Origin of the sequence: Pseudomonas sp. TH41, assembly GCF_016650695.1 — a bacterium.
GTDB lineage: Bacteria > Pseudomonadota > Gammaproteobacteria > Pseudomonadales > Pseudomonadaceae > Aquipseudomonas.
This window is the reverse complement of the sequence record NZ_JAEKFH010000005.1, coordinates 51,173-67,415: the sequence shown is the minus strand read 5'-3', so window position 1 is coordinate 67,415 and position 16,243 is coordinate 51,173. Positions and strand designations below refer to the sequence as shown.

At 60.9% G+C, this 16,243-nt stretch carries 11 protein-coding genes; 4 read left to right on the top strand and 7 right to left on the bottom strand.

Translation table 11 applies throughout. The annotated features are described in order from the left end of the window. The first annotated feature begins 10 nt into the window (after positions 1 to 10). The 4 genes from JFU37_RS18815 to JFU37_RS18800 all read left to right on the top strand — a co-directional run bounded on the left by JFU37_RS18815 (position 11) and on the right by JFU37_RS18800 (position 6,900). Entirely contained in the window at positions 11 to 1,837 is a 1,827-nt protein-coding gene (locus JFU37_RS18815) for a DUF1302 domain-containing protein (protein WP_201117279.1), read from the top strand. A 37-nt stretch (positions 1,838 to 1,874) separates the two neighbouring features. Next, positions 1,875 to 3,233, top strand: a complete 1,359-nt coding sequence (locus JFU37_RS18810) for a DUF1329 domain-containing protein (protein WP_201117277.1) — start codon at positions 1,875 to 1,877, stop codon at positions 3,231 to 3,233. 69 nt (positions 3,234 to 3,302) lie between these two features. After that, entirely contained in the window at positions 3,303 to 4,376 is a 1,074-nt protein-coding gene (locus JFU37_RS18805; protein ID WP_201117271.1) for a WD40/YVTN/BNR-like repeat-containing protein, read from the top strand. 31 nt (positions 4,377 to 4,407) lie between these two features. Beyond that, entirely contained in the window at positions 4,408 to 6,900 is a 2,493-nt protein-coding gene (locus JFU37_RS18800; RefSeq protein ID WP_201117270.1) for an efflux RND transporter permease subunit, read from the top strand. Between the two features lie 111 nt (positions 6,901 to 7,011). Here the strand turns inward: JFU37_RS18800 and JFU37_RS18795 are convergent, their stop codons facing one another. From JFU37_RS18795 to JFU37_RS18765, 7 genes are all read right to left on the bottom strand, one after another. After that, complete coding sequence (locus JFU37_RS18795) at positions 7,012 to 7,701, bottom strand: response regulator (protein WP_201117269.1); 690 nt, start codon at positions 7,699 to 7,701, stop codon at positions 7,012 to 7,014. Beyond that, positions 7,698 to 10,397 (bottom strand): two-component system sensor histidine kinase KdpD, encoded by a 2,700-nt coding sequence (kdpD, locus tag JFU37_RS18790; RefSeq protein WP_201117268.1) that lies wholly within the window; start codon positions 10,395 to 10,397, stop codon positions 7,698 to 7,700. The genes JFU37_RS18795 and kdpD overlap by 4 nt, the downstream gene beginning before the upstream one ends. A gap of 18 nt (positions 10,398 to 10,415) precedes the next feature. Beyond that, positions 10,416 to 10,988 (bottom strand): potassium-transporting ATPase subunit KdpC, encoded by a 573-nt coding sequence (kdpC, locus tag JFU37_RS18785; protein WP_201117267.1) that lies wholly within the window; start codon positions 10,986 to 10,988, stop codon positions 10,416 to 10,418. 12 nt (positions 10,989 to 11,000) lie between these two features. Continuing rightward, a complete protein-coding gene (kdpB, locus tag JFU37_RS18780; RefSeq protein ID WP_201117266.1) occupies positions 11,001 to 13,079 on the bottom strand; it encodes a potassium-transporting ATPase subunit KdpB in 2,079 nt (692 codons plus the stop codon). Between the two features lie 10 nt (positions 13,080 to 13,089). Further along, positions 13,090 to 14,862 (bottom strand): potassium-transporting ATPase subunit KdpA, encoded by a 1,773-nt coding sequence (gene kdpA / locus JFU37_RS18775; RefSeq protein ID WP_201117263.1) that lies wholly within the window; start codon positions 14,860 to 14,862, stop codon positions 13,090 to 13,092. Beyond that, a complete protein-coding gene (gene kdpF, locus JFU37_RS18770; RefSeq protein WP_201117261.1) occupies positions 14,859 to 14,951 on the bottom strand; it encodes a K(+)-transporting ATPase subunit F in 93 nt (30 codons plus the stop codon). The genes kdpA and kdpF overlap by 4 nt, the downstream gene beginning before the upstream one ends. Before the next feature lie 283 nt (positions 14,952 to 15,234). Further along, positions 15,235 to 16,233, bottom strand: a complete 999-nt coding sequence (locus tag JFU37_RS18765) for an NAD(P)H-quinone oxidoreductase (protein WP_201119471.1) — start codon at positions 16,231 to 16,233, stop codon at positions 15,235 to 15,237. Positions 16,234 to 16,243: the final 10 nt, after the last annotated feature.

Genomic DNA, 16,243 nt, shown 5'->3' with positions numbered 1-16,243 from the left:
GAGCCAACGTATGCGTATAAATAAAAAATCGGGTGTGAGTGTCTGGGAGCCAACGCTGCTGGCCTCGGCGCTGTTGGTCGCGGCGTGGCCGGCGGCTCACGCCTTCGAACTGGACACCGGAAGTGAAGACTGGGCCGTGCGTTTCGACAACACGTTCAAGTTCAACTATGCCCAGCGGGTCGAAACCCCCAACAGCAAGTTGGCCAATTCATGGAACAACAATGACGGCAACCGCAACTTCTCCTCGGGCAGCCCAGTCTCCGAGCGTCTGGATGTGCTTTCCGAACTGGACGTGACCTACAAGAAGCAGGCAGGTTTTCGCGTTAGCGCCAACAGTTGGTACGACCATGCCTACGACGATGTCGGCAGCGACAACGCGGCGACCAACCAGATCAACAGTGGTCACCCGGACTCACACCATATCAGCGGTTACGCCGATCGTTACTACAACGGGCCGTCGTCCGAGATTCTCGATGCCTTCGTGTTCGGCAGCACCGAAGTCGGCGAGGATTCGATCCTCAGCGCCAAGCTCGGCAAGCACACGCAGTACTGGGGCGAAAGCGTCCTGGCCTTTGCCCACGGCAACAGTTATGGCCAGTCCGCCCTGGATATTTCCAAGGCATTGGCGGTGCCAGGCACCGAAGCCAAGGAATTGTTCATCCCGCGTAATCAACTGTCTGTCAACTTCACGGTGAACCCGGAGTTGACCCTCGGTGCGCAATACTTCCTCGACTGGGACGCTTCGCGCCTGCCGGAGTCCGGTACGTATCTGGGCTTCAACGACGGCATCGAGAACGGCGGGCACAACTTGTCGCTGATCGGTGGTTTGAACCCGCGTTTTGGTACCCCCGGACCGCTCGGTGCCAATCAGTTCCTGCGCCTGAGCAATGGCCATACGTTCACCCCGGACAAGCACGGTGACTTCGGTTTGATGGCCAAGTGGAGCCCGGAATGGCTGGACGGCACGCTCGGTTTGTACTACCGCAAAACCTCCGACATCCTGCCCAACCTCGTGCTGCAACCGACCGCCGTCGGTCCTGCTCAACTGATCTCGGGCAACATCGGCAGCTACAACCAGTTCTACGTCGATGACATCGATATCTATGGCATCAGCCTGTCGAAAAACGTCGGCGACGTCAGCGTCGGTTTCGATCTGAACTACCGCGAAAACATGCCCCTCGCCAGTGTGGCGGCCACTGTCAGCCCGGCGGCGGCAGCCGCCGGTTTGCCAGGGTTCATCGGCAGCTTCAACGGCGAAAACGCTGTGGCTCGCGGTAACACCGTACACGCAGTGCTCAACGGCCTGACCACCTTTGGCGACACGCCGGTGTGGGACAGCTCGAACTTGCTGGTTGAACTCGCTTACAGCCGCTGGCTGAAGGTGACCGACAACGAGCAACTGTTCAAGGGTGAGGACTGGTACCACGGCACCGACAAGGTCACCAAAGACAACTACATTATTGGTGTCAACTTCACCCCGACCTGGTTCCAGGTCTTCCCAGGCATCGATATGTACCTGCCGATGACCTACAACGTCGGCCTCAATGGCAACTCCGCCGTGCAGTTGGGCGGTAACGAGAACTCCGGCAGCTATTCGGTCGGTGTCGGCATGGACGTGCACAACCAGTACCGTTTCGACCTGAAATACGTGGACAACTTCGGTCCATTCGACACCTGCAGTTCGCCAGGCAGCGCTGGCAGTCAAGGAGACGGCGCCGCACCGGGTGCCAACGGTCAGTACAACTGCGTACCCGGTCAAACCACCGCATTCGGCGGGACCCCGGCCCAACTCAAGGATCGCGGCATGGTCACTGCCACCTTCAAGACAACTTTCTGATTCGCGATTGCTTAAAAACAATCAGGAGAACGACAAAATGAACCACTTGCACAATCTGTTGACTGCCTCCGTTGCGCTGGCCTTCGCCGGCCTCGTCCAGGCCGCCGTACCCGCCGCGGATGCCGCTAAACTGGGGAGCAGCCTGACCACGGTCGGCGCCGAAAAAGCCGGGAATGCCGATGGCTCCATTCCGGCCTACACCGGCGGACTGACTACTGCGCCGGCGGGTTTTAAAACAGGCGACACCCTGCGTCCCGACCCTTACGCCAACGAGAAGCCGCTGCTGGTGATCGATGGCAAGAATGTCGCTCAGTACAAGGATCAGTTGACTGCCGTCACCGTCGAGTTGGCCAAGCGTTTTCCGAGTTTCCGCGTTGACGTCTACCCGACCCACCGCAGCGTGGCGTTGCCTAAAAGTGTGCTGGATAACACCTTGAAAAACGCGACTGGCGCCAAGTCGCTGGAAGGTGGCAACGCCATCGAGAACGTATTGCCTGGTGTCCCTTTCCCGATCCCGCAGTCCGGTGCCGAGGCTATGTGGAATCACCTGCTGCGTTATCAGGGTGTTGCCTATTCCACCAAATATGATTCCTGGAACGTCGACTCCTCGGGCGCGCAGATCCTGGCCACCAGCGGCGAGATCACCAACTCGTTCCCGATTTTCGAAGACCCGACCAAGGTCATCGATGGCAAAGACACCTACTTCCAGACCCGCTTGTTCTACACCGGCCCCGCGCGCCGTGCGGGTGAAGCGATCATGCTCAAGGACGCGGCCAATCCGCTGGTGCAGGAGCGCCGTGCCTGGCAGTACTTGCCTGGGCAGCGCCGCGTGAAACTGGCACCGACCCTGGCCTACGACACGCCAAACCCGGGCACCGCCGGCGCCGGCACCTATGACGACGTCTATGTCTTCAACGGTGCGCTCGACCGCTATGACTGGAAACTGGTCGGCAAGCAGGAAATGATCGTGCCGTACAACACCTATGCGCTGAGCTACATCAAGGATCCGAAAGCCTTGACCACACCGAACCACCTGGCGCCGCAATTCGTGCGCTGGGAGAAACATCGGGTGTGGGTGGTGGAAGGCACGCTCAAGGCCGGTGCCCGTCACGTCTATGCCAAACGTCGCTTCTACCTGGATGAGGACAGCTGGGTTGCTCTGGCATCCGACCAGTACGATGCGCGCGGCCAACTGTACCGTGGTTCATTCAGCTTCCTTTCGCAAAGCTACGATGCGACGACACCCAATACCACGCCGCACGTGATCTATGACCTGATTGGCGGGGCCTACAACATCAACGGTTTGTCGGGCGCCTACGGCGGCATCAAATACATCGCGCCGCTCGCCAAGTCGCAGTGGTCGCCGGATGCGCTGGCCGGTAATGGCGTTCGCTAAGTAACGCACAACAAGAGTCTGGGCCGGTCGCGGTAAAGCGCCGGCTCCAGCTTTGGAAGAGGACGCACTATGTGTTCATTCAAAACGCTTGCGCCGCTGATGTTGGCGATGCTGTTGGCGCTGTGGCAGATGATTGCACAAGCCTCCGGGTACGTTGATGTTCTGGACCTGCCCGCCAAGCCCAGTGCATTGGCCGTGCGCAGTCCTTTGCTTGACGTCGCGAATGCCGGGAAGCGTCTGGTCGCGGTCGGGCAGCGCGGCCACATTCTTTATTCCGATGATGCCGGCCAGCAATGGCAGCAGGCCAATGTGCCGGTCAGCAGCGACCTGAATGCCGTGTACTTTCCTTCCCCCGAACAAGGCTGGGCGGTCGGCAACGACGGCGTGATTTTGCACAGCAGCGACGCCGGCGTGACCTGGAAAAAACAGTTGGACGGCCGAGAAATCGGTGCGTTGCTGGTCAAGCATTATGGGGCGCTGGCCGATGCCGAGCCGACCAATGAACAGTGGCCGCTGCTGGTCGCTGAAGGTCAGCGGCTGGTCGAGGAGGGCGCCGACAAACCCTTGCTCGACGTCTGGTTCGCCGACGACAAGCTCGGTTACGTGGTTGGCGTGTTCAACCTGATCCTGCGCACCGAGGACGGCGGCCAGAGCTGGACGCCGTTTCAGGACCGAACCGACAACCCGCAGAACTTCCACTTGAACGCTATCGCGTCGACCGGCGATGCGGTGTACATCGTCGGTGAGCAAGGCCTGGTGCTGAAATGGGACGACGCGCACCAGCGATTCGCCGCCCTGAACACACCGTATCAGGGCAGCTTTTTTGGTGTCGTCGGCAAGCCGGGCGAAGTCGTCGTCTACGGCCTGCGCGGTAATGTGTTGCGCAGTACCGATGGCGGGTTGAGCTGGACGCCGTTCGATACCGGGTTGCAAGTCAGTGTCACCGCCGCCGCGATTGATGCCCAAGGTCACTATCGGCTGTTCACCCAGGCGGGGCACATGCTGGTCGATCAGACCCACAACGCCCGGTTGCAACTGATGCCGCAACAGAACCCGTCACCCGTGGCCGGTGCTGCCCTGGCCACCGATGGTTCGCTGGTCGTGGTGGGCAGTCGCGGTGCACGTGCGCTTCTCAAAGAATAAGAGCCAGAACAATAAAAGCGAGTATTCAGACATGGCCATTACCAAGCAAGACAACATGCCGGTGATCCGCGATCTGCATGACTTTGATCGGCGCTCCGGCAACCTGCTGGAACGGCTGGTGTTTAACTACCGTCCGCTGTTCATCGTGCTCATGACGCTGGCCACCCTGGTGCTGGGTTTTATGGCGGCGACCCGTCTGGAGTTGCGCCCCAGCTTCGAAAAAATGATCCCGCAAAGTCAGCCGTACATTAAGAATTTCCTGGAAAACCGCGCGTCGCTGCGCGGCTTGGGCAACTCGGTGCGGGTAGTGGTGGAAAACACCCAGGGCGACATCTTCGACCCCGACTACCTGAATGTGCTCAAACAGGTCAACGACGAACTGTTCCTCACCGAAGGGGTTGATCGCGCCTGGATGAAGTCGCTGTGGACGCCGGCCGTACGCTGGACCGAAGTGACTGAAGAAGGTTTTCAGGGCGGCCCGGTGATGCCCGACAGTTATCAGGGTTCGCCCTCGGACATCGAACAGCTGCGGCAGAACATTACCCGCGCCGGCATCGTTGGCAGTCTGGTGGCCAGCGACTTCAAATCGAGCATGCTGGTCGTGCCGCTGCTGGACAAAACATCGGCCACTGGCCAGAGCCTCAACTACCATCAGTTTTCGCGGATGCTCGAAGAAAAACTGCGCGACAAGATCGAGTTCGCCAGCGGCACCCCACACAAGGCCGGGGTGGAGGGCACGGGCAAGTACAAGGTCAGGGTGATCGGCTTCGCCAAGCTGATGGGTGACCTGATCGACGGTCTGATCCAGGTGATGATGTTCTTCGGCCTGGCGGTGGTCACCTCGCTGGTCATCATCTACCTCTACACCCGTTGTGTGCGCAGCACGTTGCTGGTGGTCGGCTGTTCGCTGATCGCGGTGGTCTGGCAGCTGGGCATCGTCGCCTGGCTGGGTTATGCCATCGATCCGTATTCGATCCTGGTGCCGTTCCTGATCTTTGCCATTGGCGTGTCTCATGCAGCGCAGAAGATGAACGGCATCATGCAGGACATCGCCCGTGGCACCCATAAACAGGTGGCCGCACGCTACACCTTCCGTCGCTTGTTCATTGCCGGTGTCACCGCGTTGCTGGCCGACGCGGTGGGCTTTGCCGTCCTGATGTTGATTGATATCCCGGTGATTCAGGACCTGGCGATCACCGCCAGCATCGGTGTGGCCGTGCTGATCTTCACCTCGCTGTTGCTGATGCCGGTGGCGCTGTCTTACATCGGCGTCGGGCGCAAGGCCGCCGAGCGTGCCTTGAAAATAGACACGCGGGCGGCGGCGCATAGCGGCTTCGGCAAACTGTGGGACCGGCTTGATCGCTTCACGACACCGAGGTGGGCCACCGGCGCCGTACTGGTGGCAGCGTTGCTGGGGATCGGTGGCTTTGCGGTCAGCCTGCACCTGAAAATCGGTGACCTCGACAGCGGCGCCCCGGAGTTGCGCGCTGACTCGCGCTACAACCGTGACAACGCCTACATCACCAGCCACTACGCGCTGTCCAGCGACCTGTTCGCGGTGATGATCAAGACCCCGGCGGAGGGCTGCCTGAATTACCAGACGTTGATCCTTGCCGATCGCCTCGCCTGGGAGCTTCAGCAGTATCCCGGGGTTCAAGCCACGGCATCGCTGGTCAATGCTGTGCGCCAGATCACCGCCGGCACCTATGAGGGAAATCCCAAGCTCAACAGCATCCAGCGCAATCAGAACGTGCTGAACTATGCCGCGCAGCAAGCCTCGGTCAACTCCCCTGAGTTGTTCAACACCGATTGTTCGCTGATGCCGGTGATCGCCTTCCTCAAGGACCACAAGGCCGAGACCCTGGATGCGGTGGTGGCCATCGCCGACAAATTTGCCAAGGACAACAGCACCGAGGATCGCCAGTTTCTACTGGCCGCCGGCAGCGCCGGTATCGAAGCGGCGACCAACATCGTGGTGCGCGAGGCCAATCACACCATGCTGCTCTACGTGTATGCGGCGGTGACGTTGTTCTGCCTGATTACCTTCCGCAGCTGGCGCGCCACCCTGGTGGCGTTGCTACCGCTGGTGCTGACCTCGATTCTCTGTGAAGCCTTGATGGTGGCCATGGGCATCGGCGTGAAGGTGGCAACGTTGCCGGTCATCGCCCTGGGGGTCGGCATCGGTGTGGACTACGCGCTGTATTTGCTCAGCGTTCAACTGCAGTACCAGCGTCAGGGTTTGTCGTTGGCGCAAGCCTACCGCAAGGCCGTGTCGTTCACCGGCCGCGTCGTGGGACTGGTGGGCATTACCCTGGCGGCCGGCGTGGTGTGCTGGGTCTGGTCACCGATCAAGTTCCAGGCCGACATGGGCCTCCTGCTGACCTTCATGTTTTTGTGGAACATGTTGGGCGCCTTGATACTGATCCCGGCGTTGTCGCATTTTCTGTTGCGCACGCATCACGTCCTGGGCAAGAAAATGGAGGCGATGGAGCAACTTCAGGCAACAACGCATACGTTGTTGTAGGAGCTGCCGCAGGCTGCGATCTTTTGATCCTGTTCTTAAAAAACAAAATCAAAAGATCGCAGCCTGCGGCAGCTCCTACACGGATCGCGGGGGTGTTCAATAATCGAACGTTCAAGGAATAAAGCGGTAACCCACACCCGTTTCGGTCACCAGATGCCGCGGCTGGGAAGGGTCGACTTCGACTTTTTTGCGCAAACCTCCCATGAAGACACGAAGGTAAGGGGTATCGGTGGTGTGCGAGGGACCCCATACCGCCTTGAGTAGCTGCAAGTGCGTGAGGACCCGATTGGGGTGCGAGCAAAGGTGAACCAGCAAGCGGTATTCCAGGGGGGTCAAATGCAAAGGCGCACCGGAGCGTTCCACGACACGCCGTTCTATATCGATTCGTACGTCGCCGAAGGTCAGGACTGAGGTGTTTTCGGCCTCCTTCGCCTGCCTGCGGAGCAGCGCGCGCACACGGGCGAGCAGTTCCCCTGTGCCGAAGGGTTTTACCAGATAGTCGTCAGCGCCGGTGTCCAGTGCGAGGATTTTGTCGGACTCGGCGCCCCGGGCAGACAACACAATAATGGGCACCGGCGACCAGCTCCGTACGTCCCGGATCAGATCAATACCGTCGCCGTCAGGCAGTCCCAGATCGAGCACGATCAGATCGGGGCGACGGGTTCCTGCGTCGATGAGGCCCCGGTGAAAGGTATCGGCTTCATGAACTTCCAGGCCTTCAGCTTGCAGGGCCATTCGCACGAAGCGGCGTATTTCCTTCTCGTCTTCAATGATCAGAACGTGCGGCACTGATTCGGTCATGAGGGTTCCTCGTCAGCTTGTTGCGCAAAGGGGTCGATGATCGGAGGGGCTTCACGGGGCAGACGTAACGTGAAGCAAGCCCCACCCACTGACCGTGTGGCACCGACAATGGTCCCGCCATGCGCCTGGGCAATGGCCCGGCAGATGGCCAGGCCCAGTCCGACCCCAGGAATCGAGCTTTCCTTCTTGCCACGCATGAATTTGCTGAAGATCGCCTCTTCGTGACCGTGGGGCAAGCCTGGCCCTTCGTCGGCGACCCACAACTCGATGTTCTCAGGCGTGGCGCTGGCGCCGAGGCTGATGGTGGTGTCTTGCGGCGTGTACTTGATGGCGTTTTCAATCAGGTTGATGAGGACGCGTTCGATCAGCACGGCGTCGATTTGAACGAGTGGCAAATCATCGTCTATAGCGACCTGCACCGACCGCTTGCCCAGAATCGGCTGGATCGCTCGCAGGGCGCTGCCCACCACGTCTTCGATGGGTTGCCACTGACGATTCAACACCACTTTGCCGGACTCCAGACGCGCCATGTCCAGCAAGTTGTTGACCAGCGTGTTCATGCGCAGCGCGGATTCACCGACCGCGACAGCGATCTCGGCGGCTTCGCCGGTGAGCGGTGGCCGGGTCAGTTTGAGTGCTTCGGCGAGCCCGACCATCACTGACAGTGGCGTGCGCAGGTCATGGGAGATGGCCGACAGTAGCGAATTGCGCAACCGCTCGGATTCCATTTGAACCGTCGTGTCCTGGGCCACGTTGATGTAGTGAATCCGTTCGAGCGAGATGGCCAGCAATGACGCACAGGTGTCGAGCAGGCGTCGCTGTTCGGGTACCACCAACCGGGTGGTGTCTCGCGGTTGCACCGCCAACACCCCGCGCACCCGCATGGGCGCCGACAAGGGCAGGTAGAGCGTGGAACTGGACGGCAGGGTGTCGGTGCCGTAACCGGCCGGTTCGGATTTGTTGAACGACCACTGGGCGATGGCGAGGTCCACTTGGGGGGCATCGCCGGTGACCATGGGCGGCAGCAGTGTGTTGTGATCATCGGCCAGCAGCAAGGCAGACCGTGCACCAAACTCGGCGGACAAAAATCGTGCGCTGATGTCCGCGACCTGTTCGGTCATCAGCGCGGCGGACAGCAGGCGAGACATGTCGTACAGCGACCGCATGCGATCTTCGCGCCGTTGCGCCACCCGCGCCTGGTAAGTCAGGCCGGCCGTCATTTGGCCGATCACCAGGGCGACCACCAGCATGACGCTGAAGGTCACCAGGTATTGGACGTCGGCGAAGGCGAACGAAAAACGCGGCGACACAAAGAAGAAGTCGAAGGCCGCCACTGACACAAACGCCGCCAGGACGGCCGGGCCGCGACCTAAGCGCACCGCCACGGCGACGACCGTCAGCAGGAAGATCATGACGATGTTGGCCAGTTCGAGGGTGTGCACCAAGGGCATGGCCAGCAGCGTCGTCGCCGCACAGAGCACCACGCTCCAGAGGTAGGGCCGCCACGCTATCGGGCGTTCGCTCGCGGCAGGCGCCGTTTTAGCCTGGGGCCGTCGGTTGGCCGGCAGCGAGACTTGAATCACGTCAAGATCGGCGCCCAGCGCACCAATCCGCTCGGCAAGCTCTCGCCGCCAGAGTCGATGCCGTGGACGTTCGTCCCGGCCCAGCACGACTTTTGAAAGGTTGTGCTGCCGAGCGTATTTGACCAGTACTTCGGCGATGTCCTGGCCGGCCAGGGTTGAAATCTGCGCGCCCATCTCCTGGGCCAGTTTCAGGGTCGCCAGAACGCGACGACGCTCGGTTTCAGGCAGGCGTTGCAAGGCAGGGGTTTCGACATACACGGCGTGCCAGGGCACATTGAGCTGAGCGGCCAGACGCGCCGTTGAACGTACGGTTTTTTCTGCCTGCTCATGGGGGCCGACGCAGGCGAGCAGTGAGTCGCGGGTACCCCAGACCGGTTTGACCGCACTGCTTTGGCGGTACTGCAACATGTCGCTGTCGACGCGGTCGGCGGTCCGGCGCAGCGCCAGTTCGCGCAGGGCAATCAGGTTGCCCTTGCGAAAGAAATTCTGCACCGCGCGCTCAGCCTGTTGCGCCAGATAGACCTTGCCTTCCTTCAAACGCTGCAGCAGGTCATCGGGTGGCAAGTCGACGATGACCACTTCATCGGCCGTGTCGAAAACATGGTCTGGTACCGTTTCCCAGACCTGAATACCGGTGATGCCACCGACAATGTCGTTCAGGCTTTCCAGGTGCTGGACGTTCATGGTCGACCAGACGTCGATACCGGCGCCACGCAGTTCCTCCACGTCCTGCCAGCGCTTTGGATGCCGGGAGCCGATGATGTTGGAATGAGCCAGTTCGTCGATCAGGATCAGCTGCGGTTTGCGCAACAGCGCGGCGTCCAGATCGAACTCGGTCAGTGTGCGGTTCTTGTCGACGACTTGCTTGAGGGGCAGCTGTTCGAGGCCCACTGTCAACGCCTGGGTTTCGGCGCGACCATGGGTCTCGATCACGCCGATCAGCACGCGGATGTCCTGCAGTTTCGCGGTTTGGGCGGCTGCCAGCATCGCGTAGGTTTTACCGACACCGGCGCTGGCACCGAAAAAAAGCTTCAGCCGACCGCGTTTGGCTTGCGCTTCTTCTTCGCGAATCTGGGCCAGTAGCTGGTCCGGGTCGGGACGTTGTTCGGCCATCAAGCTCACCGTGTGTACTCAATGGGCTGCATCGAGTGCCAGGTTCAGTGCCAGTACGTTGACCCGGGGCTCGCCAAGAAACCCGAGCAGCATGCCTTCAGAATACTCGCTGATCAGCTGCTGAACCCGCTCGACGGGCAGGTTGCGCACCCGTGCAACCCGGCCGGCCTGGTACAGCGCTGCTGCAATGCTGATATGCGGATCAAGACCACTGGCGGAACTGTAGACCAGGTCGGCGGGCACCGTGGCGGTATTGCCTGGATCCGCCGCGTGTAGGGCGGCGATCCGCCCCTTGATCGCGTCCGCCAATGCCGGGTTCAACGGGCCCAGGTTCGAGCCGCTCGAGGCCAGCGGGTTGTAGGGCATGGGGCTGGTGGCGGAAGGGCGGCTCCAGAAGTATTTCGGATCGCTGAAACCCTGGCCGATCAACAGCGAGCCCACGGTTTTGCCGTCTCTTTCGATCAGGCTGCCCGCGGCCTGTTGGGGAAAGACCAGCCGGGCGATCCCGGTGGTGAGCAGTGGATAGGCCAGGCCGGTGACCAGTGAAAATACAATCAGCAAGGTCAACGCCGGACGCAGCAGAGATGCCATGACAGTGCTCCCTCAAACCAGACCGACGGCGGACAACGCCATGTCGATCACTTTGATGCCAATGAATGGAACGATCACCCCACCCAGTCCGTAGATCAACAGGTTGCGCCGCAGCAGCAGGGCGGCACCGACAGGGCGGTACTTCACGCCTTTGAGCGCCAGGGGAATCAGGAAAATGATGATCAGCGCGTTGAAAATCACCGCTGACAGCACCGCGGAGTTCGGGCTGGTCAGGCCCATGATGTTGAGTGCCGCCAGCTGTGGATACGTGCTGACAAAGGCGGCCGGTACAATCGCGAAATACTTGGCGATGTCGTTTGCAATCGAGAAGGTGGTCAGCGAGCCACGCGTCATCAGCATCTGTTTGCCGGTTTCCACCACCTCGATCAGCTTTGTCGGGTTGCTGTCCAGGTCCACCATGTTGCCGGCCTCCTTGGCGGCCTGAGTCCCCGAGTTCATCGCCACGGCGACATCTGCCTGAGCCAGTGCCGGGGCGTCGTTGGTGCCGTCGCCGGTCATGGCCACCAACCGGCCTTCGGCCTGGTAGCTACGGATCAGTTCCAGTTTTTGTTCCGGTGTGGCCTCGGCCAGAAAGTCATCGACACCGGCTTCGGCGGCGATGGCGGCGGCGGTGACCCGGTTGTCACCCGTGACCATGACGGTCTTGATCCCCATGCGCCGCAGTTCGACAAAACGCTCCTTGATCCCGCCTTTGACGATGTCCTTGAGTTCGATCACGCCCAGCACTTTGGCCCCGTCGGCCACCACCAGCGGGGTGCTGCCCCGGCGCGCCACCTCTTCAACGATGGTTTGCACGGCGTCCGGGAAGTGGCCGCCCAGGCTTTGGACATGCCGCAGGATCGCTTCGCCGGCGCCCTTGCGCACTTGGCGGCTGCCCATGTCGACGCCGCTCATGCGGGTCAGCGCGGAAAAGTGCACGAAGTGGGCGTCGAGCGCGGCAATGTCGCGTTCACGCAGGTTGAAGCGTTGTTTGGCCAGCACCACGATGCTGCGGCCTTCGGGGGTTTCGTCGGCCAGGGAGGCGAGTTGCGCCACGTCCACCAGCTCTGCTTCCTTGACCCCAGGCGCCGGCAAGAATGCCGAGGCGTGACGGTTGCCCAAGGTGATGGTCCCGGTTTTGTCGAGCAGCAAAACGTCCACGTCACCGGCAGCCTCCACCGCACGGCCGGACGTTGCGATGACGTTGGCTTCCATCATGCGGCTCATGCCCGCCACTCCGACCGCTGAGAGCAAACCGGCAATGGTGGTGGGAATCAGGCAGACCAGCAACGAGATGAGGACGGTGATCGAGACGGGCGCCCCGGAATGGGCCACCGCAACCCCGAACAGCGAGAAGGGCAGCAGCGTCACCGTCACCCCGAGGAACACGATCGTCAGCGCCACCAACAGGATCGACAGGGCGATTTCATTCGGGGTTTTTTGCCGTTTGGCGTTCTCGACCATGGCGATCATACGGTCGACGAAGGTTTCGCCCGGGTTGGTGGTCACTCGCACGACGATCCAGTCCGAGAGCACCCGGGTACCGCCGGTGACCGCCGAGAAATCACCGCCACATTCGCGGATCACCGGGGCCGATTCACCGGTGATGGCGGACTCGTCCACCGAGGCCGCGCCTCCGATCACTTCGCCGTCGGCAGGGATGATCGAGTCCCCGAGGTCGCCGGCCTCGACCACCACTACATCGCCTTTGCACAGACCGCTCGATTGCGCCAATTGCCACTCGGAGCCGTAGTGCGGTTCGCGCAATTTCTTGGCCCAGGTTTCCTTTTTCAGGTCCCGCAGCGAAGCCGCCTGAGCCTTGCTGCGGCCCTCGGCCAGGGCTTCGGCAAAGTTGGCGAACAGCACGGTGAACCACAGCCACAAGGCAATCGCGAGGATAAACCCGGCGCTGGCTTCGCCCTGGCCACGCAGGGCCTGGACCCACAGGGCGCTGGTGATGATCGCGCCGATGTAGACGACAAACATCACCGGATTGCGCCACTGGATCCTGGGGTCGAGTTTGTGCGCGGACTCGACCATGGCCGGTGCAATCAGTTTCGGGTCGAACAAGGAGAACGCTTGGCGTGTCATGTTCGTGGTCTCACTTGATCAATATGAGGTGTTCGACGACGGGCCCCAACGCGAGCGCCGGCACGTAGTTCAGCAAGCCGACCAGCAACACCGTGCCGATCAACAGCACCACGAACAGCATTCCGTGGGTGGGCATCGTGCCGCCGGTGACGGCCAGGCGTTTCTTCGCGGCCAGGCTGCCGGCGACAGCGAGCACCGGCACGATCACGCCGAAGCGACCGAACCAGGAGGCGATCGCCAGCATCGTGTTGTAGAACGGGGTGTTGGCCGACAGGCCGGCGAAGGCGCTGCCATTGTTGTTGGCCGCCGAGGTGAAGGCGTAGAGGATTTCCGAGAACCCATGGGCACCGGGGTTGGCAATCCCCAGCCTGCCGGCCTCGGCCATGACCGCGATGGCGGTGCCGAACAGCACCAGCAACGGCGTCACCAAAATCGCAATGGCGACCATTTTCATCTCGTAGGCTTCGATCTTCTTGCCCAGGTATTCAGGTGTACGCCCGATCATCAGTCCGGCGATAAACACAGCGAGGATGGCAAACACCAGCATGCCGTACAGACCCGAACCGGTACCGCCAAACACCACCTCGCCCAGTTGCATCAGCACCAAGGGCACCGCGCCGCCCAACGGGGTGAACGAGTCATGCATCGCGTTGACCGCGCCGCATGAAGCCGCCGTGGTCACGGCTGCGAACAGGCTTGATGCGCTGATGCCGAAGCGCAGCTCCTTGCCCTCCATGTTGCCCGCTGCCGTGTCGATGCCCATCGCGGAAAACTGTGGGTTGCCCAGTTGTTCGTAGTGGGTAACAGCAACGACGGCAATCACGAAGATGACCGTCATCGCCGCCAGCAGCGCCCAGCCCTGGCGTATGTCACCGACGATGTGGCCAAAGACGAAACACAGCGCGGTCGGGATCAGGAAAATCGCGAGTAACTGGAAGAAGTTCGTGACGGCAGTCGGGTTCTCATAGGGGTGCGCCGAGTTGGCGTTGAAGAAACCACCGCCATTGGTGCCCAGCATCTTGATTGCTTCTTGCGACGCCACCGGCCCCATGGCAATCGTCTGCTTGTCAGTGCTGGCGGCCTTGGTCACCGGGTTGCCCTGGGTATCGAGGGTAGGCTGCCCGGCATCATTGAGCACAGGGGCCTGGTATTGCATGACCTCCAGTGTCGTGACGTCCTTATAGGGGTCAAGATTTTGGATCGCGCCCTGGCTGACCAGGAACAGCGCAAAGATCAGCGACAGCGGTAGCAGCACCCATAACGTGATGCGCGTGAGGTCAGTCCATGCATTGCCAATATGGGTTGCGCTGTGGCGGGCGAACCCGCGAATCAGCGCCACGGCCACCACGATGCCGGTGGCGGCTGACAGGAAGTTCTGCACCGTCAGCGCGAGCATCTGGGTCAGGTAACTCATCGTCGACTCGCCGCTATAGGCTTGCCAGTCGGTGTTGGTGACGAAACTGGCGGCGGTATTGAACGAAGAGTCCGGCGTCACGGCGCCAAATCCCTGAGGGTTGAAGGGCAGAACACCCTGTAGTCGTTGTAATGCGTAGACGGCCAGTAACCCTAGCGCGTTGAAGAGGATCAGGGCCAAGGCGTACTGAAGCCAACCCATTTGCGTTTCAGGTTTGACGCCGGCCAGGCGATAAAGCGGCGATTCGATCCGCGAGCCGAAGGCAAACCGGCCCTCCATCACGGTGGTCAGCCAATACCCCAGTGGCCAGGCCAACAGACCCAGCGCCAGCAGAAAGGCCCCAAGGAGGACCCAGGCTTGAGTCGTCATAGGAAGTCCTCCGGAAACAGCAGCGCGGCAACCAGGTAAACCAGCAACCCGACAGCAATGATGCTGCCAAACAGATAGAAGCCTGTCATGACCGTCTCCTGTCGAGCGCCGCACAGCCGCACGCCAGGCCGACCAGGGTGATGAAAAACAGGGCACCGAGTACCAAAAAGATGAAGTCCATGGCATTTCCTCCCGCGATGAGGAAAGCCTAAATGGACGTTTGGTAAGTTGGTAAAAGGATTAGGGGCAAGAGCATAAAGATCTTATAAAGGCCCCCGCTCGAGTACGGCTGGCGCCGCACCCGTCACGCTTGTACTTCAAGTCCACCACGAAACCGGCAAGCGCCTTGCCGATTTCGCAACGAGCCAGGTTTCAGCCAATCAGTTCGGCACCTGTCGTCAGGACAATTTTTCCAAAGTGTGTGCCGGAATCGATCAGCTCGTGAGCGCCACGAGCGTCGGCAAGCGCAAAGGTCTGGTAGATAACCGGCTTGATCTTGCCGCTCTCGATGTGCGGCCAGACCTGCTGCTCGAGTTCATCCATGATGGTTGCCTTTTCCGCGGATGTGCGCGATCGCAATGTTGAGCCCATATGCGTCAGACGTTTCATCATCATCGGTACGACGTCGAGGTCCTTCGCCGGGCCCTTGATCACACCCACCTGGAGGATCCGGCCGTCCATGGCGGCGGCGTCATAGTTTCTCTGCACGTAGTCACCGGCAATGATATCGAGGATCACATCGACGCCTTTTCCATCGGTGGACTGCTTGGTTTCGGTGACGAAATCTGCCTCGAGGTAATTGATCGCGAGGTCTGCGCCTAGCGCCAGGCTGGCCTCGCGATGAGACTGCGAGCCCACTGTCGTGATGATGTTCGAAGCGCCGAATGCCTTCGCCAGCATGGTCGCCGTGGTACCGATCCCTGACGCACCGCCATGGATCAACACCGATTCACCCGCAACCAGCTTGCCGCGCTGGAAAACGTTCAGCCATACCGTCATGAACGTTTCGGGCATGGCCCCCGCTTCCACCAACGTCAGGCCTTTGGGGATATGCATCGTGTTGCAGGCATCCGCGACTGCAAATTCTGCGTAACCACCGCCGGGAATCAAAGCACACACCAACTCACCGATCTCGAAGTTGGACACGTTGGCGCCAACGGCGACGACTTGACCTGACACTTCCAGCCCTGGAATGTCAGTAACGCCAGCGGGTGGGTCATACAACCCTTTGCGCTGGAACACGTCTGGGCCATTTACGGCAGCGGCGTGGATGCGGATCAGCACCTGATCGGCGGTTGGCGTCGGCACCGAACGCGTCGTCGGCACCAGGACCTCAGGTCCGCCGGGCTGTGTAATTTCAATGGCCGTCATGGACGCCGGA